This window comes from Streptomyces sp. NPDC059009, from assembly GCF_042740175.1.
In the GTDB taxonomy this organism is placed as follows: Bacteria; Actinomycetota; Actinomycetes; order Streptomycetales; family Streptomycetaceae; genus Streptomyces.
In genome coordinates, this window is the sequence record NZ_JBHYJB010000016.1 from 161,801 (window position 1) to 180,764 (window position 18,964).

An 18,964-nucleotide genomic window follows, 5' to 3' on the forward strand; every position below is an offset into this window, starting at 1 on the left:
CCGCCCTGTCCCCGACCGGAAGGTCCCCTGTGTCCGCCTCGCTCCTCCGCCGCATCGCTTCCCCGAAGAAGGCCCTCACCGGTGCCGCCGTGGCCGTCGCCACCACCGTCATGGTCCTCGCCGCGGCCCCCGCTCAGGCAGCCACCCCCACCGTCGCCAAGGCCGCCCCGGCCGCGGCTCCGGCCGCCGCCCCCACCTCGGCGCAGGCGATCGCGCAGCAGATGATCCCGGACCCGGCCCAGTACGCGGCCTTCTCCAAGATCGTCTCCCACGAGAGCGGCTGGAACGTCCACGCCTCGAACGCCTCCTCCGGCGCCTACGGCCTGGTCCAGGCCCTGCCCGGTTCGAAGATGGCCTCGCACGGCGCCGACTGGCAGAGCAACCCGAAGACCCAGATCTCCTGGGGCCTCGACTACATGAACTCCCGCTACGGCAGCCCGGTCGGCGCGTGGAACTTCTGGCAGTCCCACGGCTGGTACTGAGCCGGCCACCGAGGCCGAGCCGCGCCACAGCTGACGCACGGCGGCACCCCGCACACGAGGGGTGCCGCCTTCGTCGTACGTGACGGCAGGTCAGCGCACCGCCGCGAACCACCGCGCGATCTTCGGCGCGGCCACCTGCACGGACCCGAAGTGATCCACGTCCCCCTGGTTCACGACGGGCGCCCGCACCCCGTTCCTCGCCAGGCCGGCGGCGCAGCTGCGCGCGTTCCCGATGGGCACATCGGTGTCGGCCGCCCCCGCGTACAGCCGCACCGGCGCCTCGGGCTTCCAGTCACAGGCGCCGTCGTTCGCGTCGAGCGCCTCCTTCAGCCCGCCCTCCGGGTGCTTCATCCGCTCGTAGAAGGCGGGCGTGAGGAGCTGCTTCACGTTCTTCGGGAGCACCTTGAAGACGTCCTCCTCGCCGTGCCGCCCGTCGTACAGCGCCTCGACCCGGTCCGCGTACGGGGCGCGGAAGACCTCCGCCGGGTCCTTGTAGATGGGGTGCAGCCGGTTCTGGGCGACGAGGAAGTACGAGAAGTAGAGCACCCCGCTGGTGTCGTTGATCCGCCCGTCGTAGAGCGCGGGGATCTCCTGCCCGGCGAGGTCATAGGGCCCGCTGACGGGCGCAAGGGCCCGCACACGGTACCCGTACCCACCGCGCCCGCCGTGCTGGTCGTGCCCGCCCAGCTCCCGCCCCAGGGCCATCGCGACCTGCCCGCCCTGCGAGAACCCGGTCAGATAGAGATCACCGGTGAGCGGCCTGCCCTGGGCCGCCGCGGCCGGGCGGGCGGCGCGCAGCATGTCGACGGAGGCGGTCACGGCGGAGGCCGTGTCCATGTACGGGTGCAGGCCCGGCCCCTTGCCGAGCCCCAGGTAGTCGGGGGCGGCGACGGCCTTGCCCGCGGCGGCGTGCAGGAAGGGACTGAGGCGGCCGAAGTCCTCGGCCGTGGAGGGTGCGTAGTCGCGGTGGACCATGGTCCCGTGCGTGTCCGAGACCAGGCCGAGCCGGTGGGCGCCGCCCTTGGGGAGCACCAACAGGCCGGTGGCGGTGGTGGGTCGGCCGTGTGTGTCGACGGTGCGGTAGGTGAGGCGGTAGGCCCGCACTCCGTGGCGGACGGTGTCCGTGCCGATGTCGCCCTTCTTGAGGAAGGCGGCGACCTGGGTGCGGGTGAGGTCGGCGACGGGGGTGACGGCGAGGAGGGTGCCGCGCGCGCCGCTCTCGTGGACCGCTCTGTGGGGAGCGGTCCCGTCCGTCCCGTCCGTCCCGACCGCGGCGGCGGTTGCGGGGGCCGCCGCGGCGAGGGCGGTGAGCAGGGTGAGGGCAACGGCGGTGCGGCGCTTGGTGGTTGTCGTCATACGGGAAACGCTAGAAAGGGAGCGCCCTGTTCAGTATCCGCCCACCCCCCGAACCCAGGGTGTACTTCTCCCCACCCCCGCCCCTACCCGAATCCCGCGACTCCGTCGCCCGGGGGCGCCCGTCCTGGGGCTTCGCCCCTAGACCCCCTCTTCGGCCTGAACGGCCTCGTCCTCAAACGCCGGACGGGCTGAGAGGCCAGCCCGTCCGGGGGTCTGGGGGCGGAGCCCCCTGCGCGCGCGGAGCGCGCCAATAGATGCAGCCGGGAAGGGGCGGGACTGGGGAAAGAACCGCCGGAGGCAGAAGGACGCCTGACGCCCCACCCCTACAGCCGCTGAATGATCGTCCCCGTAGCGACAGCACCCCCCGCACACATGGTGACGAGCGCGAACTCCTTGTCCCGCCGCTCCAGTTCGTGCAGCACCGTCGCGATCAACCGCGCCCCCGTGGCCCCCACAGGATGCCCCAGAGCGATCGCCCCACCATTCACGTTCACCTTCTCCAGGTCCTGCTCGAAGACCTGCGCCCAGCTCAACACCACCGAGGCGAACGCCTCGTTGATCTCGACCAGGTCGATGTCCTTGAGGGACATGCCCGCCTTCCCCAGCACCGCCCGCGTCGCGTCGATCGGCCCGTCCAGGTGGTAGTGCGGGTCGGCCCCCACCAGCGCCTGCGCCACGATCCGCGCCCGCGGCTTCAGCTTCAACGCGCGCGCCATCCGCTTCGACGCCCACATCAGGGCCGCCGCACCGTCCGATATCTGCGAGGAGTTGCCCGCCGTGTGCACCGCCGTCGGCATGACCGGCTTGAGCTTGGAGAGGCCCTCCATCGTGGTGTCGCGCAGCCCCTCGTCGCGGTCCACGAGCCGCCACATGCCCTGCCCGGCGGCCTGTTCCTCCTCGGTCGTGGGGACCTGGACCGCGAACGTCTCGCGTTTGAAGCGCTCCTCGGCCCACGCCACGGCGGCCCGCTCCTGCGAGATGAGACCGAGGGAGTCGACGTTCTCTCGGCTCAACCCCCGGTTGCGCGCGATGCGTTCGGCCGCCTCGAACTGATTGGGGAGGTCGACGTTCCACTCGTCCGGGAAGGGCTTCCCGGGTCCGTGCTTGCTCCCCGACCCCAGCGGCACCCGCGACATCGCCTCGACGCCGCAGCTGATGCCCACGTCGATGACGCCCGCCGCGATCATGTTGGCGACCATGTGGCTGGCCTGCTGGGACGAGCCGCACTGGCAGTCCACCGTCGTCGCCGCCGTCTCGTACGGGAGGCCCATGGTGAGCCAGGCCGTGCGCGCCGGGTTCATGGACTGCTCGCCCGCGTGGGTCACGGTGCCGCCGACGATCTGCTCGACGCAGTCGGCGTGGATGCCGGTCCTGCCGAGGAGTTCGCGGTAGGTCTCGCCCAGCAGATAGGACGGATGGAGATTGGCGAGGGCGCCCCCGCGCTTGCCGATGGGGGTGCGTACGGCTTCGACGATGACAGGTTCCGCGGCCATGAGCAGGTCCTCTCCATCCACCACCCGCAGGACGCCCCGGCGCGGCCCGCAGAGAACTAGTACGCGTTCTAGTTCTGTCCCGCAGTCTGCTGACCCGGACCCCACCGCCGCAAGGGTCTTGCACGGACCTTCCCCCCGACCTGCACGGAACAGACCCAGTCACGGGCCTTGCCACTTGTAGAACCCGTTACTACCTTGCGAGGCATCTCCTGATGGACCGTCAGACATAGACATGGAGCACTGATGCCCTGTCCCGCGCTGCCCGACGGGTTCGACTTCACCGACCCGGACGTACTCCAAGACCGCGTTCCCCTCCCGGAGTTCGCACAGCTGCGGCAGACCGAGCCGGTCCGCTGGATCGAGCAGCCGCACGGCATATCCGGCTTCGACGACGCGGGCTACTGGGCCGTGACCCGGCACGAGGACGTCAAGTACGTGTCCACGCACCCGGAACTCTTCTCCTCGAACACCAACACCGCCGTGATCCGCTTCAACGAGTCGATCCAGCGGGACCAGATCGAGGTCCAGAAGCTGATCATGCTCAACATGGACCCGCCCGAGCACACCCGGGTCCGCCAGATCGTGCAGCGCGGCTTCACCCCGCGCGCCATCCGGTCCCTGGAGGACGCGCTCCGCGACCGCGCCCGCTCCATCGTCGAGAAGGCCCTCGCGGGCGCGAACCCGGACGACGGCAGCTTCGACTTCGTCACCGACGTCGCCGTCGAACTCCCCCTGCAGGCCATCGCCGAGCTCATCGGCATCGAGCAGGACGACCGGGCCAAGGTCTTCGACTGGTCCAACAAGATGGTGGCGTACGACGACCCGGAGTACGCCATCACCGAGGAGGTCGGCGCCGAGGCGGCCATGGAGATCATCGGGTACGCGATGAACCTCGCCGCCGCCCGCAAGGAGTGCCCGGCCAAGGACATCGTCAGCCAGCTGGTGGCCGCCGAGGACGAAGGCAGCCTCTCCTCCGACGAGTTCGGCTTCTTCGTGATCCTGCTCGCGGTCGCGGGCAACGAGACCACCCGCAACGCCATCACCCACGGCATGCACGCCTTCCTCACCCACCCCGACCAGTGGGAGCTCTACAAGCGCGAGCGCCCCGAGACGGCGGCGGAGGAGATCGTGCGCTGGGCCACCCCGGTGGTCTCCTTCCAGCGCACCGCGACGCAGGACACCGAGCTCGGCGGCGCGCAGATCAAGCAGGGCGACCGGGTCGGGATCTTCTACTCCTCGGCCAATAACGACCCCGAAGTATTCGAGGAGCCGGGGACGTTCGACATCACCCGCGACCCCAACCCGCACCTGGGCTTCGGCGGCGGCGGTCCGCACTTCTGCCTCGGCAAGTCCCTCGCGGTCCTGGAGATCAACCTCATCTTCAACGCGATCGCCGACGCGATGCCCGGCCTGCGCCTCACCGGCGACCCGCGCCGGCTGCGTGCGGCCTGGCTCAACGGCGTCAAGGAGCTTCAGGTCAGCACCCGCTGACCTGCCTCATGGGAGGCAGGGGCAACACCTCCCACGCCCGGCCCCTGCCTCCCCCTGAGGATCACCGCCGCTGGTTCCCCCACCAGCGGGCCCGATCCGGTCAACTTTCTTTACGGAACCAACGTTTCCGTTGCGTATCGCGTCCGAAGTGGTGAACCTTCCTGTTTCAGGCGTCGAACAGAAATGGTGGCCGTGGCCTCTGCCGAGCTCTCTCTCGTCCCGTCCGGCGGCAGCGCGGCCAGCGGGTGGAAGGAGTCCTTCCGAGGCTTTCGGCGGCGCCACCGCATAGCGCTCATCGCCGTCGGCGCCACGCTCCCCCTGTACGTGATCTGGTGGGCCTTCCTCGCCACCGGGGGCGGCGACCTCGCCGCCCAGGAGGCTTGGGCCCGGTTCGCCGCGGACCACGGCAAGTCCGCGTACAACCTCTTCTGGTACGGCGGCATGCACACCGCCAACTACTCGCTGATCTCGCCGTATCTGATGGCGGCCGTCGGCGTGCGGACCGTGACCGCCCTGTCCGGGGTCGCGGCCGCCTGGCTGGTGTCCGAACTCCTCGTCCGTACCGGGATTCGCCGACCGCTGTGGCCCGCGCTGCTCGCCTCTCTCGCGGTGTGGTGCAACGTGGCGTCGGGGCGCACCACCTTCGCGCTCGGCGTCGCCTTCGGCCTCGCCGCCTGCCTCGCCCTGGTGCGGGAGCGGCGCCTGACGGTCGCGGTGCTGTGCGGGGCCCTGTCCACGATGGCCTCGCCGGTCGCGGGGCTCTTCCTGGTGGTGGCGGGCGCGGGCTACTTCTTCGTACGGGACTGGCCGCGCGCCGCCGCGCTGCTGGCCCCGCCGGTCCTGATCGTGGCGACGACGACGGTGCTGTTCCCGTTCAAGGGCGAGCAGCCGATGCCGTACGACCGGGTCTTCCCGCCGGTGCTCTTCAGCGCGGCGCTGATCCTGGCGGCGCCGCGCGGGTGGCGGGTGCTGCGGTGGGGCGCGGGCGCGTTCGCGGTGGGCACCGTTCTGACGTATCTGATCGCGAGCCCGATCGGGACGAACGTGGAGCGCCTCGCCGAGCTCTTCGCCCCGGCCGCGCTGCTCGCCGCCCTGCTCGCCACCCCCGCCCTGGCCAGGCTCCGCCGGCTCCTGCTGGCCGTCGCCCTGGTCCTTTCGTCGGCGTGGGTGGTCAAGAAGACCGCCGACGACCTGGTGGAGTACACGGCGGTGCCCAAGTGGGCGGCCGACACCAGCGGCGTGGTGCGGGAGCTGCGGCGGCTCGGCGCCGACCGGGGGCGGGTCGAGGTCGTCCCGGCCCGCGACCACCGCGAGGCCGCGGCCCTCTCCCCGTACGTGAACATGGCGCGCGGCTGGAACCGCCAGCTGGACGTGGAGCGCGGGCGCCTCTTCTACGACGGCACGTTCTCGTCCACCACCTACCGGGCCTGGCTGGACCAGTGGGCCGTGGGCTTCGTGGTGCTGCCCCTGGGCAAGCCGGACGGGCCCGCGCAGGCCGAGGCGAAGCTGGTGGCGAGCGGCCCCGCGTGGCTGGAGCCGGTGTGGCAGGACGCGCACTGGAAGGTCTTCAAGGTGAAGAACGCGGTGCCGCTGGTGTCGAAGCCGGCGAAGGTGGTCCGCTCCTCGGGCTCGGACGTGGTGCTGCGGGTACCCCGGCGCGGTCCGGTGACGGTGCGGCTCGTGTACTCGCCGTGGCTCCGGGCGGAGGGCGGCGCGTGCCTGAAGCAGCACGGCGAGTTCACTCGGCTCTGGGTGCCCAGGCCGGGCACCTACAAGATCAGCTCGGGGTACGGTCCTGCGCGGAGCCGTCCTTCGTCGTGCTGATCCGGGCGGGCCCGCCCGGATCGCCGGTGGCCGCGGCGGGCACGGGGCCCCCGGCTCCTCCGGTGGCGAGCTGCAACGGCGTACGGACGCGGGGCCCCGCCAGCAGATGGCCGAGGCCGAAGCCCGCGCCGACGACCGCGGCACCGCCGACCGCGTCGAGCACCCAGTGGTTGCCGGTCGCCACGATCGCGGAGACCGTGAAGAGCGGGTGCAGCAGGCCGAGGGCCTTCATCCACCACTTCGGCGCGAGGACCAGGATGGTCACGCCGCACCACAGGGACCAGCCGAAGTGCAGCGAGGGCATCGCCGCGTACTGGTTGGTGAGCTGGGTGAGCGTGCCGTAGTCCGGCTTCGAGAAGTCCTGCGGGCCGTGCACCGTGTCGATGAAGCCGAGGTCCGGCATCAGGCGCGGCGGGGCCAGCGGGTAGGCCCAGAAGCCGATGAGCGCGAGGACGGTCGCGAAGCCGAGCGCGGTGCGCGCCCAGCGGTACTCGGCGGGGCGGCGGACGTAGAGCACCGCGAGGACGGTCAGCGGCACCACGAAGTGGAACGACGTGTAGTAGAAGTTGAAGAAGTCCTTGAGCCAACCCACCTGGTACACGGCGTGGTTGACCCAGTGCTCGATGTCGATGTGGAGCGCCGACTCGACGGCGTGGATCTGCGCGCCGTGGTGCTCGGCGGTGGCGCGGCCCCCGGATATCGTGCCGCCGGTCGCGGCGAGGCGGACCTGCTGGTAGGCGGAGTAGCCGACGCGGATCAGGAGCAGTTCGAGGATCAGGTTCGGGCGGGCCAGGACGCGGCGCCAGAACGGCAGCAGCGGCACCCGCGACCAGCGCGCCGGTACGGGCTGCGCGTACGGGGCGGGCAGCGGCTTCTGGTAGTGCGGCGAGGTGCGGGACAGGAACGGCACCGCGCAGGCGGCGGCGAGGGCCGCGATCAGCACGATGTTGTCGCTGACCGGCTCCAGGCCCGCCAGGTTGGGCAGCAGCATCTTGGGCGGCAGCGTCAGCGCGAGGACGACGAGGACCGGCCACATGTAGCGGTCCGAGGTCCGCCTGCCGACCCGGCCGACCACCGCGAGCAGCACCCACAGGAGCTGGTGCTGCCAGGTCGTCGGGGAGACCACGACCGCCACACAGCCGGTGACGGCGACGGCGAGCAGCAGCTGGCCGTCCTTCGCGTACGTCACGGCGCGGCGCAGGCCGAGGACGGTGACGGCGGCGCTCAGCACGAGGAACAGGCCGATCTCCAGCGGCCCTTCGAAGCCGAAGCGGAGCAGGACGCCGTGCAGCGACTGGTTGCTGAGGGCGGCCGGGCTGCCGCCGAGGCCGACGCCGCCGAGGTGGTGCAGCCAGTACGTCCACGAGTCGTGCGGCATCGCGGCCCAGGCGAGCGCGGTGGCGGCGGCGAACGTGCCCCCGGACGCCACGGCGGCGCGCCTGCGCCCGGTGCACCAGAGCAGCGGTGCGAAGAGCAGCACGGTGGGCTGGAGGGCGGCGCCGACGCCGATGAGGACGCCACTGGACCGCTCCCCGCGCACCGCGAAGCAGCCGAGCAGCACGAGCAGGACCGGCATGATGCTGGTCTGGCCCAGGAACATGGTGTTGCGCACCGGCAGCGACAGCATCAGCAGGCTGACCGCGATGGGGGCCGCGAGCAGCGAGGTGCGCCGGGACACGGGCTTCGGCAGGGCGCGCGCCGCGACCAGGCCGAGCACGACGACGAGGCCGAGCGTCCCGAACGTCCAGGCCCAGCCGAGCGCCTGCTCGGCCGATCTCGCGAGGGGTTTGAGGACGAGTCCGGAGAACGGGGTGCCGGTGAACTTGTCGGTGTCGTAGAGCGAGCCCTTCACATGGAGGACACCCTCCGGACCGACCCAGGTCTCCAGGTCCGTCAGCCGCTCCCCCTCAGGGGTCCGCAGGACGACGGCCGCCTGCCGTGCCGCGAGGACGGCGGCGATCAGCCAGAGGGCGATGCGCATCGCCGCGATCCGCGCCCGGTCCGCGCCGGTCGCCGCCGTCCCGAAGGCATGTCCCGGTCCGCTGTGCTCCGCGTTCGCCACGCCTCGTCAGCCCTCCGCCCCCGATCCGCCCGGACGGTCCGGGCGTTTCAGCCCCGCGGGGACGCAGACGCCCCCTGAAAAGGGACGCACGCAACCCTCATGTCACCTGACGGCCATTTCGCTTTCTCTCGGCCATTTGTGCGCACAGTTCCACGATCCGGCCGCGACAAAGATCACACAGCGCGCATACCGGCCACACCGAGAGAAGGCGTGTTTGGCCTGTATAGCAACCGTTTCAGCGCATTGCGCGGTTGGCCGAACACCACCCGTAATGGTGCCCCTTGCACCTAAGGTCGCTTGCGGCCGTCTCGTCCCCGACGGCCCCGCCCGTGCCCCCGTCCCCGAAAGCAGGCGAGCGAACTCTTGGCGAGCGCCACCTCCGTCGCCCTCCGCAAGGAGCCCGCCGGCCCCCTTGCCCCGGACCGCCAGGACGTCACCGTCGCCGACCCCGTGCTGGTCAAGCGCGCGGTGAAGGCGGCCGCGCTCGGCAACGCGATGGAGTGGTTCGACTTCGGCGTCTACAGCTATATCGCCGTGACGCTCGGCAAGGTCTTCTTCCCCTCGGGCAACGCCACCGCCCAGCTCCTGTCCACCTTCGGCGCCTTCGCCGCGGCCTTCCTGATCCGCCCGCTCGGCGGCATGGTCTTCGGCCCGCTCGGCGACCGCGTGGGCCGCCAGAAGGTCCTGGCGCTGACCATGATCATGATGGCGGCGGGCACGTTCGCGATCGGCCTGATCCCGTCGTACGCGACGATCGGCGTGGGCGCCCCGGTGCTGCTCCTCCTGGCCCGCCTGGTGCAGGGCTTCTCGACGGGCGGCGAGTACGCGGGCGCGGCGACGTTCATCGCCGAGTACGCGCCGGACAAGAAGCGCGGCTTCCTCGGCAGCTGGCTGGAGTTCGGCACGCTCGCGGGCTACATCGGCGGCGCGGGCCTGGTGACCCTGATGACGGCGCTCCTGTCCGCCGACGACCTGGTCTCCTGGGGTTGGCGCATCCCCTTCCTGATCGCGGGCCCGATGGGTCTGATCGGCCTCTATCTGCGCATGAAGCTGGAGGAGACCCCGGCGTTCGCGGCGGAGCTGGAGAAGGCGCACCAGGACGAGCAGTCGCGTCCGAAGGTACGCCTGCGCGAAATGATCACCGGCCAGTGGAAGGCCCTGCTCCTGTGCATGGGCCTGGTCCTGGTCTTCAACGTCACGGACTACATGCTGCTCTCGTACATGCCGAGCTACCTCACGAGCGAGCTCAAGTACGACGAGACGCACGGGCTGCTCGTGGTGCTCGTGGTGATGGCGCTGATGATGTGCGTCCAGCCGTTCGCGGGGGCGCTCACCGACCGGGTGGGGCGCCGCCCCGTCATCGCGGCGGGCTGTGCGGGCTTCCTCTTCCTCTCCGTTCCCGCCCTGCTCCTGATCCGGCAGGGCTCGCTGTGGGCGATCGGCCTCGGCATGGCGGCGCTCGGCCTGCTCCTGGTCTGCTTCACGGCGTCCATGCCGTCGACCCTCCCGGCCCTCTTCCCCACGAAGGTCCGCTACGGCTCGCTCTCGATCGGCTTCAACATCTCGGTGTCGATCTTCGGCGGGACGACTCCGCTGGTGGTGACGGCGCTGATCGGGGCGACGGGGAACATGATGATGCCCGCGTACTACATGATGGCGGCGGCTGTGGTGGGCGGGGTCGCGGTGTGGTTCATGAGCGAGTCGGCGGGCCGCCCACTTCCCGGCTCACCGCCGGCGGTGGAGCGGTAAGGGTCCCTTTCCCCGGTCCCGCCCCTTCCCGAAGCGGCCGTCGCCGCGGGCTACGGACAGCCCGTCCGGCGATTGAGGACGAGGCCGTCCAGGCCGATACGGGGGTCTAGGGGCGCAGCCCCAGGAAGGGCGCCCCAGGGCCGCGGGAGCGGCGGATTCAGGAAGGGGCGGGATCGGGGAAAGAAAAACTCAACCGGCCACCGGCCTACCCCCCTGCCACCCCACAAACAACGGCACCCCCAACTCCCCCTCCCCCGCCACCACAACAACCCCGAACGGCCGCTCAAAAGCCACCCGCTCCACCCGCCGGACAGGCGGCGGCGCCCCACCCGGCGCCATAGGCACGGCAGTGACGGCCGCAGCCTCAACCCCCGCCTCCCCCACCCGCACCACCGCCTCCTGCACCACCTCCGACACAGCAAGCCGCTCCGGCGACATCAGGGAGAAGTCCGCCCGAGCCCCCAGCACCGCCCCCGCCCCCAACTCCCCCAGCTGATCCGTCACATCCACCCGCGCCCGCAGCACGAACCGCGGCAAGGCCAGCGCCACCACATCCGCGTCCAGCGGGGCACACCGCTCGGGCCCGGCGGCCCACCCCAGCGGCAGCACCTCCTCCGCCCCGGCCCCCACCGCCCCCAGCACCAACCGCACCCGCACCGACGAAGCCCCCGCGCACCGCAGCTCGACGACCGTCGCCCGGCCGCCGTCCACCGACCACGCGTCCCCCACCGGCACCGTCCGATGCATCGTCGGCACCCGATGCCGCACCCCCGCCCCGTCCACGAAGTCCGCGTCGCGTGTCGCCGCGCCCTCGAAGGGGACCTCCCAACGCGCCTTCAGGACAAGCGCGTTGACCAGCACCAGCAGCATGTCCGGGGTCAGCTCCACCGGGAGCCGGTCGATCAGCCCTCCGGTGACCTCCCGCACCCACGCGTCCACCTCCTCCTGCCCGCCCGGGCCCCCCGGCCCGTCCGGCGCCAGCGGACCGAAGCCCACATCCGGGAGCGCCTCCCGATAGGCGCGGTAGACCGGGACCTTGCTCCACACGCGTGTGGCGACCCCCAGCGCGTCCTCCCCCGCGAACGCCCGGCCCACCTCCGTGACCGCCCGCGCGGCGTCCGGCCCCGCGGCCCCGAGCAGCCGCCGCAGCTCCTCGGCCGTCTCACCCCGCGCCCCCGCCGCGACCGCCGTCAGCGCGAGCCAGAGCCCGGCGGGCGAACACACGAAGTCACCGACGCCGGAGCCATCGCCAGGCCCGTCCCCACCGCCGCTCCCCGCCGGCTTCCCCCTCGCCCCCGCCGCTCCCGGCTTCTCCTTCGCCCCCGCCGCCACCAGCGGCACCCACCGCTCCGCCAGCCCGCGCATCGCCCCCGCCGCCGCCCCCGACGGCCCCATCTGGTCCGTCTGGTCCGTCTGGTCCGTCTGGTCCGTCTGACCTGCCCCGTACGCCACTTGGCCCCCGCTTCCCGTCCGCGCCGTCTCCACGTCGCTCCACCCGCCACCAGCACGCCCAGTATGCGAGGCGCCGCTGACAATCCGCCGCGCACCAGCTAGGCTCCTTAGCGAAACTAACTAGGCATGTGAACGGAACAGCGCACCACAGAACCAGCGGGCCACAGAACCAGCGGGCCACAGAACCAGCGGGCCACAGCGCCGGCAGGCCACAGAGCCGAAGAGGAGCCATGACCGACCAGCAGTCGCAGCAACAGCAGCAGTGGAACGACGTCGACAGCTACTTCGCCGACCTCCTCGCCCCCGCCGACGAGGCCCTCGCCGCGGCCCTCGCCGACAGCGACGCGGCCGGGCTGCCGCAGATCGCCGTCGCACCGAACCAGGGCAAGCTGCTCCACCTCCTCGCCCAGATCCAGGGCGCCCGCCGCATCCTGGAGATCGGCACCCTCGGCGGCTACAGCACGATCTGGCTGGCCCGCGCCCTGCCCGCCGACGGCAGCCTCGTCACCCTCGAGTACGCCGCCCGCCACGCCGAGGTAGCCCGCGCCAACCTCGCCCGCGCCGGGGTCGACAAGAGCGTGGAGGTCCGCGTCGGGCCCGCCCTCGACTCGCTCGCCGCGCTCGGCGCCGAGGGCGTCGACCCCTTCGACCTGGTCTTCATCGACGCGGACAAGGCCAACAACCCGCACTACGTGGAGTGGGCGCTCAAGCTGACCCGGCCCGGCAGCCTGATCGTCCTCGACAACGTCGTACGCGGCGGCGCCGTCGCCGACGCCACCAGCACCGACCCGAGCGTGCGCGGCACCCGCGAGGCGCTCGGCCTCTTCGCCTCCCACCCGCGCCTGGAGGGCACAGCAGTGCAGACGGTCGGCGTGAAGGGCTACGACGGGTTCGCCCTCGCCCGCGTGCTGGACTGAGCGAAGCCCGTAACCCCGTAACCCCGTGAGCCCGTGAGCTCGTAACGCCTCTCAACTCTCGTGGTAGAAGCCCACGTTCACGCTGCGCGGCCCGGAGCGGTCCTGGATGATCACCTCGCCCGAGCCGCCCCGGGGCAACGGCGCCGTCCCTCCGTACAGGAGGGGCTGCGCCGCCCCGGCGACGTGCAGGCGGACCTCGGACGCCGGGTCGGGCTGGGAGCCGCGCAGCCAGACGACGGCCCAGGACCCGTCGGGGCCGCAGCGGAACTCGAGGTGGGTACGGGATATGAACAGCCAGTCGTCGGGGGTCACCAGGCGGCACACACCGCGGTCCCGGCCCACGCGCAGGACCGCGCCCGGCTGGCTCGGCGCCTCGGCCATGAGCATGCCCGCGGTCGCGCCCGCGTCCGCGCCGGACATCGAGGCCATGGTGAGCTCCAGCACGTGCGCTCCTTAGGTCGGCTGGTTCAACACGGCTGAATCTAATGGAGGTTCGGCGTCTGCGACGGGAGGTTCGGCGTCTGCGACCATGGATCCATGACGGAGCGCAAGCCACCCGGGGTCGACTTCGAGTCGTGGGTCGACAAGCAGATCCGTGAGGCGGAGCAGCGCGGCGACTTCGCCGCCCTGCCCGGCGCGGGCAAGCCCCTTCCCGGCGGCACCGACACGACGTACGACGAACTGTGGTGGGTCAAGCAGAAGATGGCCCGCGAGGGCCTCTCCCCGCTGACGCCCACCCTCGCCCTGCGCAAGGAGGCCGAGGACGTCCGGGCGGCCGCCGCCGACGCGCCCTCCGAGAGCGCGGCCCGGCGCCTGGTCACGGAGCTGAACGAGAAGATCCGTGAGGCCCTGCGCGTGGCACCGCCGGGCCCGCCGCTCGGCCTGACGCCCTTCGATGTGGAGGAGGTCGCCCGCGACTGGCGGGAGCGCCACCCCGGCCGGTAGCCGGTGACCGGTAATCCGCGTAATTCGCTTGCGGGGCACGGTCGTACGGGTCCGAGAATGACCCCATGACCCGCATGACCAGCGTTCAGCACCAGCCCGCCGGCGTATGGACCGTGGCTCCGGAACCGTCCGGCTCCCCCGTCGCCCTCGCCCTGTGGCGGGCGTACTACACGGAGGTCAGCGACCGCTGGTTCCGGCTCCACGAGGGGCGGGACACCCCGCCCGACGAGCTGGAGCGGGAGGTCGTCGCGGCGGAGGACGGCGCCACGCTGGTGCCGCCCGCCGGGGTGCTGCTGCTCGGCCGGTACGGGGACGAGCCGCTCGGCATGGCCGGGGTGCGCCTGATCGACGCGGAGACCGCCGAGCTGAAGCGCGTCTTCGTACAGAAGGAGGCGCGCGGCACGGGCGGCGGCCCCGTCCTCCTGGCCGCCGCCGAGGACGCGGCGCGGGGGCTTGGCGCCCGCCGGATGGTCCTCGACACCCGCAGCGACCTGGCGGAGGCGTGGTCCCTGTACGAGCGGAACGGCTACGTACGGACCGAGCCGCACAACGACGAGGAGTACGCCGAGCGCTGGTACCGCAAGGAGCTCACGGAGTCCTGAACCTCCCTGGACCTCCCTGGATCTCTTCGGGTGCGCGGCTCAGGCCGCCAGGCCCCGGGGCGACGGCGGTGAGCCGTCGGGGCGCGGGCGTTCGCTGTCCGAACCGCACAGCTCGCCGCTGAGCTCCTCGACGAGCTGCATCAGGTCCGTGGGCCGGTCGGGTCCCCACCAGTCGCCGAGCAGCTCGGACAGGGACTCCTCACGGGCCTTCGCCAGCTTCGCCGCGACGCCCCGGCCCGCCTCCGTCAGGACCAGGTCGAGCCCCTCGCGCACCGCGAGGCGCCGCTCCTCGACCTGCCGGGCCGCCTGGGTGATCACCGAGAGCGGCACCACGCTGCGCTCGGCGAGCACCGCGGGCTCCACCGAGCCGTGCCGGCTGATCCGCAGCAGCAGCCAGCTCGCCGCCGGGTGCAGGTCGTAGCCCGCCCGCTCGGTGATCCGCTCGTAGATCGCGCGGCGCCCCTCCCGCGTGCCGAGCACCGAGAGGGCCCGCGCCACCTCGTCGTACGAGGAGCGCTCCACCGGGTTGCTGGCCAGCGTCTGGGTGGTGTCGGGGGCCGTGACGGAGCCGCGCAGCTTGTCCTCGCGCAGGAACCAGGAGAGGGCGAAGGCGAGCAGGGCGACCGGGGCCGCGTACAGGAAGACGTCCGTGATCGACGAGGCGTAGGCGTGCAGGACGCCGGGGCGCAGCGCCGCCGGGAGCTCCGCGATGCCGCGCGGGTCCGCCTTGAGCGAGTCCGGGCTGACACCGGGCGGGAGCTGCTGCCCGGAGAGCGCCGAAGCCAGCTTGGTGCTCAGCCGGTTGGCGAAGATCGTGCCGAAGATCGCGACGCCGAAGGAGGCGCCGATCGAGCGGAAGAAGGTCGCGCCGGACGTGGCGACGCCCAGGTCCTCGTAACTGACCGCGTTCTGCACGATGAGCACGAGCACCTGCATGACCAGGCCGAGCCCGAAGCCGAACACGAAGAAGTAACCGCTCATCTCCGCGGTGCTGCTGTTCTCGTCGAGCTGGTGCAGCAGGAGCAGCCCGAGCGTGGTGACCGCCGTACCGGCGATCGGGAAGACCTTCCAGCGGCCGGTGCGGCTGACGATCTGGCCCGACGCGGTCGTCGAGATGAGCATGCCTGCCACCATCGGCAGCATGTGCACACCCGACATCGTCGGCGTCACGCCCTGCACCACCTGCAGGAACGTCGGCAGATAGGTCATCGCGCCGAACATCGCGAAGCCCACGACGAAGCTGATGACGGCCGACAGCGTGAAGGTCCTGATCCGGAACAGCTTCAGCGGCAGTACGGGCTCCGCGGCCCGCCGCTCCACCGCCACGAACACCACGGCGAGCACCACGCCCGCCACCGCGAGCCCGACGATCTGCGCCGAACCCCACGCCCAGGTGGTGCCGCCGAGCGAGGCGACGAGGACCAGACAGGTCGCGACCGAGGCGATGAGGAAGGTGCCCAGGTAGTCGATGGTGTGCCGGGTGTCGCGGCGCGGGATGTGCAGGGTGGTGGCGATGACGGCGAGGGCGATCACGCCGACGGGCAGGTTGATGTAGAAGACCCACCGCCAGCTCAGATGCTCGGTGAAGACCCCGCCGAGCAGCGGCCCCAGCACACTGGTCGCCCCGAAGACCGCGCCGAACAGCCCCTGGTACTTGCCTCGTTCGCGCGGCGGGACCAGGTCACCGACGATCGCCATGGACAAGACCATGAGCCCGCCGCCGCCGAGCCCCTGCAGCGCCCGGAACCCGATCAGCTGCGGCATGTTCTGCGCCATCCCGCACAGCGCCGAGCCCACCAGGAAGATCACGATCGCGGTCTGGAAGAGCTTCTTGCGCCCGTACTGGTCGCCGAGCTTCCCCCACAGCGGGGTCGCGGCGGTCGAGGCGAGCATGTACGCGGTGACGACCCAGGAAAGATGCTCGAGGCCGCCGAGATCGCTGACGATGGTCGGCAGCGCCGTCGACACGATCGTCTGGTCGAGGGCCGCGAGCAGCATCCCGAGGAGCAGCGCCCCGATGGAGACCAGGACGCCGCCCTGGACGTGCTCCGAGGGGGCTCGGCCGTGTGTGCCCCTCCGCGCGCCTGTCACGTCGCCCTGGTGTGCGCCCGTCACGTCGTCCTGGTGTGCGCCCGTCACGTCGTCCTGCGTCATCGGCACCTCCTGAGGCTCCCGCCGGGACTCCCGGCCAGGCAGTCCTGGGGACCCTTCTCACACCCCATCCTGGTCCGGATGTCCTGTTATGGCCTGTTGAATCCTGCGGGCGCCCTGGGAAGGGGCGGCGGGCGTCTGCATAATCGCTGGAGTCTCCGGGGGGAGCGCACGCGCAACGAGGGAGAGGATGCACACAGTGACCGGAGCGAACGTCCGGGACGGCGGGCACGGCGACCGCGGCGGGCCCGTATGCCCCCGCTGCGGCGCGGCACGCGAGCTCGGCACGGCACCGGACTGCGGCTGCGCCGAGCGGGCGGGTGAGGCGGCGCGGGACACGCGCTCGGCGGCCGCGGCGGCCGCCGAGGACTTCGATCCACTGCGGATCCGCCCGTACGTGTCCCTCCCGGAACCGGGGCCGGAGCCGGGCTCGGACTCAGGCTCGGACTCGGGCTCGGGCTCGGGCTCGGGCTCGGGCTCGGCTGATCCGGGGGACTCGACCGTGCGGATGCCGCCGGTGCCGTCGGCGGGACTGATGCCTTCGGGTTCGGCTTCGGCTTCGGGTTCGGCTTCGGGTTCGGCTTCGGCTTCGGCTTCGGCTTCGGCTTCGGCTTCGGCTTCGGCGGCATTGGACCCGATGGATCCGGTGGATCCGGGAGTGGGCCCGGCCCCCGAGGACGACTTCGCACCCGGCCGTCCACCGCGACGGCGTCGCGTCGCGGTGTTCGCCGGGGCCGGAGCGGCGGCCGCGGTGGCAGTCGTCGCGGTCTTCGCCACGGGGCTGTTCTCCTCCGACACGGAGGCGGGACCGGGCTCGGGCGGAGGGGCGCGCAACGACCGCGCGCTCTCCGACGCGGCGACGAGGTCGGGGCCGGGGACTGACTCCGGCCTGTCCCCGGCCCCGGCCTCGTCCACGGCGAAGCCCTCCCGCTCGGCCACGGCCTCGGCCTCGCACCGCGCGAGCGCGTCCCCGTCCCGGTCCGAGACCAGGGCCCCGCTCACGCCGTCCGCGACCGCGCCCCCGTCGACGGCCCGGGCCACGGGTTCGGTGGAGCCCCCCGCGTCCCGCCGCCCGCCGGAGCCCGCGGGCACGCTCCGCACGGGCGACTCCGGCCGGGACGTACGCGAACTCCAGCAGCGCCTGGGGCAGTTGTACCTGTACATGGGTCCGGCGAACGGGCGCTACGACGCGGAGGTCGCGGATGCGGTGGCCCGCTATCAGTGGGCGCGGGGGATCGACGCGGACGAGAAGGGTGTGTACGGGCCGACCACGCGGCGGAGCCTGGAGTCGGAGACGAAGGACCCGTAGGACCGGCAGGACCGGTCTCAGCCGATGGTGAGCTGAAGCTCGCCGCCGGGGAGGGCCTGGACCTGTACGTGGGTCAGGTCGGGCACCTGCACGGTGGGGTGGTAGGCGGCCGCGCGGGGGCCCACGCCGACGACGCGCATTCCGGCCGCGAATCCGGCGGCGATGCCCGCCTCCGAGTCCTCGAAGACGATGCAGTCCTCGGGGGCGACGCCCAGTTCGGCGGCGCCCTTCAGGAAGCCCTCGGGGTCGGGCTTGCTGGCGCCCACGCTCTCGGCGGTGATGCGGATGTCGGGCAGGCCGAGTCCGGCGGCGGCCATGCGGCCGGTGGAGAGCGGGACGTCGGCGGAGGTCACGAGGGCGTGGGCCCGGCCTTCGAGGGAGGCCATGAAGGCGGCGGCGCCGGGGACGGGGACGACGCCGGTCATGTCGGCGGTCTCCTCGGCGAGCATCTGCCGGTTCTCGGCGTAGTTCTCTTCCATGGGGCGGTCCGGGAGCAGCACGGCCATGGAGGCGTAGCCCTGCCGGCCGTGGACGACCTTCAGGACCTCGACGGGGTCGAGTCCGTGGCGTGCGGCCCAGCGGTGCCAGCAGCGTTCCACGACGGCGTCGGAGTTGACGAGGGTGCCGTCCATGTCGAGAAGGAGGGCGCGGGCGGTCAGGACAGTGGTGGCCGTCATCGGCGTTCTCCAGAGCGCAGGGGGGATCAAGGCGGCCCCGCCCGCCGGTCAGGGAATACGGGCGGAGCCACTTTGTTCCCCCACGATACAAAACGGTTCCCCGTATTGGCCAACCGCCCCCTGCCCTGCCGCGAGGTGCTGCTGGTGGGTGGTGGGGTCGGGGCGGGGTCGGGGCGGGGTCGGGGCGGGGACGCGGCGGGGACGCGGCGGGGACGCGGCGGGGACGCGGCGGGGACGGGGCGGGGACGCGGCGGTATGTCCGTCCTCGAAAAGCCGGGGGCGCCGGACGACTACACGAGTACTGGCCTGGGCGGCTTGCTGTACTGCGGGCGGACATACCGCCGCGTCCCCACCCCTTACGCCGTCGCCCGCCCGCGGGCCGTCTCGCCTTGCCGCGCTTCCTCGCGTCCCCATCTCTCGGCCGTCACGCGTCTACAGGCCGCCCCACCTTCCC

General features: G+C 72.2%; 15 protein-coding genes. 8 read left to right on the plus strand and 7 right to left on the minus strand.

All coding sequences use genetic code 11. The features are described 5' to 3' along the window. The first annotated feature begins 29 nt into the window (after nt 1-29). Nucleotides 30-482 carry a transglycosylase SLT domain-containing protein gene (locus ACFWYM_RS18390; protein WP_384837548.1) on the plus strand — a complete coding sequence of 151 codons (453 nt, stop codon included), beginning with the start codon at nt 30-32 and terminating at the stop codon, nt 480-482. Between the two features lie 90 nt (nt 483-572). Here the strand turns inward: ACFWYM_RS18390 and ACFWYM_RS18395 are convergent, their stop codons facing one another. Next, nucleotides 573-1,838, minus strand: a complete 1,266-nt coding sequence (locus tag ACFWYM_RS18395; RefSeq protein ID WP_384837551.1) for an alpha/beta hydrolase — start codon at nt 1,836-1,838, stop codon at nt 573-575. Between the two features lie 323 nt (nt 1,839-2,161). Beyond that, nucleotides 2,162-3,331: a steroid 3-ketoacyl-CoA thiolase gene (locus ACFWYM_RS18400; protein ID WP_384837554.1), complete on the minus strand. Its 1,170-nt coding sequence runs from the start codon at nt 3,329-3,331 to the stop codon at nt 2,162-2,164. 243 nt (nt 3,332-3,574) lie between these two features. Here ACFWYM_RS18400 and ACFWYM_RS18405 point away from each other — a divergent pair, with 243 nt between their 5' ends. Together ACFWYM_RS18405 and ACFWYM_RS18410 are read left to right on the plus strand one after the other, a co-directional pair. Then, nucleotides 3,575-4,822 (plus strand): cytochrome P450, encoded by a 1,248-nt coding sequence (locus ACFWYM_RS18405; RefSeq protein WP_384837557.1) that lies wholly within the window; start codon nt 3,575-3,577, stop codon nt 4,820-4,822. Between the two features lie 183 nt (nt 4,823-5,005). Beyond that, nucleotides 5,006-6,646: a hypothetical protein gene (locus tag ACFWYM_RS18410; RefSeq protein ID WP_384837560.1), complete on the plus strand. Its 1,641-nt coding sequence runs from the start codon at nt 5,006-5,008 to the stop codon at nt 6,644-6,646. Here ACFWYM_RS18410 and ACFWYM_RS18415 read toward each other — a convergent pair. Then, entirely contained in the window at nt 6,600-8,708 is a 2,109-nt protein-coding gene (locus tag ACFWYM_RS18415; protein WP_384837563.1) for a bifunctional glycosyltransferase 87/phosphatase PAP2 family protein, read from the minus strand. The two genes, ACFWYM_RS18410 and ACFWYM_RS18415, sit on opposite strands and share 47 nt — an antisense overlap. A gap of 363 nt (nt 8,709-9,071) precedes the next feature. Between ACFWYM_RS18415 and proP the strand changes: the two genes are divergently transcribed. Beyond that, nucleotides 9,072-10,457, plus strand: coding sequence for a glycine betaine/L-proline transporter ProP (gene proP / locus ACFWYM_RS18420; protein WP_384837566.1), 1,386 nt, complete (start codon nt 9,072-9,074; stop codon nt 10,455-10,457). Between the two features lie 189 nt (nt 10,458-10,646). On the opposite strand, the gene ACFWYM_RS18425 is transcribed toward proP, so the two are convergent. Beyond that, the gene (locus ACFWYM_RS18425; protein ID WP_384837616.1) at nt 10,647-11,852 is read right to left on the minus strand and encodes a serpin family protein; all 1,206 of its coding nucleotides are present in this window, start codon (nt 11,850-11,852) and stop codon (nt 10,647-10,649) included. Nucleotides 11,853-12,139: 287 nt separating this feature from the next. On the opposite strand from ACFWYM_RS18425, the gene ACFWYM_RS18430 reads away from it, so the two are divergent. Beyond that, the gene (locus tag ACFWYM_RS18430) at nt 12,140-12,826 is read left to right on the plus strand and encodes an O-methyltransferase (RefSeq protein ID WP_384837569.1); all 687 of its coding nucleotides are present in this window, start codon (nt 12,140-12,142) and stop codon (nt 12,824-12,826) included. A 51-nt stretch (nt 12,827-12,877) separates the two neighbouring features. Here ACFWYM_RS18430 and ACFWYM_RS18435 read toward each other — a convergent pair whose 3' ends face one another. After that, nucleotides 12,878-13,270, minus strand: coding sequence for a hypothetical protein (locus ACFWYM_RS18435; RefSeq protein ID WP_384837571.1), 393 nt, complete (start codon nt 13,268-13,270; stop codon nt 12,878-12,880). Nucleotides 13,271-13,363: 93 nt separating this feature from the next. Here ACFWYM_RS18435 and ACFWYM_RS18440 point away from each other — a divergent pair, with 93 nt between their 5' ends. Continuing rightward, nucleotides 13,364-13,771 carry a DUF1992 domain-containing protein gene (locus tag ACFWYM_RS18440; protein ID WP_384837574.1) on the plus strand — a complete coding sequence of 136 codons (408 nt, stop codon included), beginning with the start codon at nt 13,364-13,366 and terminating at the stop codon, nt 13,769-13,771. A 74-nt stretch (nt 13,772-13,845) separates the two neighbouring features. Then, entirely contained in the window at nt 13,846-14,373 is a 528-nt protein-coding gene (locus ACFWYM_RS18445) for a GNAT family N-acetyltransferase (protein ID WP_384837618.1), read from the plus strand. A gap of 39 nt (nt 14,374-14,412) precedes the next feature. Here ACFWYM_RS18445 and ACFWYM_RS18450 read toward each other — a convergent pair whose 3' ends face one another. Further along, nucleotides 14,413-16,527 carry an MFS transporter gene (locus ACFWYM_RS18450; protein ID WP_384837577.1) on the minus strand — a complete coding sequence of 705 codons (2,115 nt, stop codon included), beginning with the start codon at nt 16,525-16,527 and terminating at the stop codon, nt 14,413-14,415. A gap of 187 nt (nt 16,528-16,714) precedes the next feature. On the opposite strand from ACFWYM_RS18450, the gene ACFWYM_RS18455 reads away from it, so the two are divergent. Beyond that, on the plus strand, nt 16,715-17,833 hold the full coding sequence (locus ACFWYM_RS18455; RefSeq protein WP_384837580.1) for a peptidoglycan-binding protein: 1,119 nt from the start codon (nt 16,715-16,717) through the stop codon (nt 17,831-17,833). A 17-nt stretch (nt 17,834-17,850) separates the two neighbouring features. Here the strand turns inward: ACFWYM_RS18455 and ACFWYM_RS18460 are convergent, their stop codons facing one another. Next, the gene (locus ACFWYM_RS18460) at nt 17,851-18,510 is read right to left on the minus strand and encodes an HAD-IA family hydrolase (RefSeq protein WP_384837584.1); all 660 of its coding nucleotides are present in this window, start codon (nt 18,508-18,510) and stop codon (nt 17,851-17,853) included. Nucleotides 18,511-18,964 lie beyond the last annotated feature (454 nt).

Bases quoted from the DNA above. Each gene is read 5' to 3' on its own strand.
- ACFWYM_RS18395 (WP_384837551.1), bottom strand. From the start codon at position 1,838: ATGACGACAACCACCAAGCGCCGCACCGCCGTTGCCCTCACCCTGCTC.
- ACFWYM_RS18450 (WP_384837577.1), bottom strand. From the start codon at position 16,527: ATGACGCAGGACGACGTGACGGGCGCACACCAGGACGACGTGACGGGC.
- ACFWYM_RS18455 (WP_384837580.1), top strand. From the start codon at position 16,715: ATGCACACAGTGACCGGAGCGAACGTCCGGGACGGCGGGCACGGCGAC.
- ACFWYM_RS18445 (WP_384837618.1), top strand. From the start codon at position 13,846: ATGACCAGCGTTCAGCACCAGCCCGCCGGCGTATGGACCGTGGCTCCG.
- ACFWYM_RS18425 (WP_384837616.1), bottom strand. From the start codon at position 11,852: ATGGGGCCGTCGGGGGCGGCGGCGGGGGCGATGCGCGGGCTGGCGGAG.
- ACFWYM_RS18460 (WP_384837584.1), bottom strand. From the start codon at position 18,510: ATGACGGCCACCACTGTCCTGACCGCCCGCGCCCTCCTTCTCGACATG.
- ACFWYM_RS18440 (WP_384837574.1), top strand. From the start codon at position 13,364: ATGACGGAGCGCAAGCCACCCGGGGTCGACTTCGAGTCGTGGGTCGAC.
- ACFWYM_RS18405 (WP_384837557.1), top strand. From the start codon at position 3,575: ATGCCCTGTCCCGCGCTGCCCGACGGGTTCGACTTCACCGACCCGGAC.
- ACFWYM_RS18430 (WP_384837569.1), top strand. From the start codon at position 12,140: ATGACCGACCAGCAGTCGCAGCAACAGCAGCAGTGGAACGACGTCGAC.
- ACFWYM_RS18400 (WP_384837554.1), bottom strand. From the start codon at position 3,331: ATGGCCGCGGAACCTGTCATCGTCGAAGCCGTACGCACCCCCATCGGC.
- ACFWYM_RS18410 (WP_384837560.1), top strand. From the start codon at position 5,006: ATGGTGGCCGTGGCCTCTGCCGAGCTCTCTCTCGTCCCGTCCGGCGGC.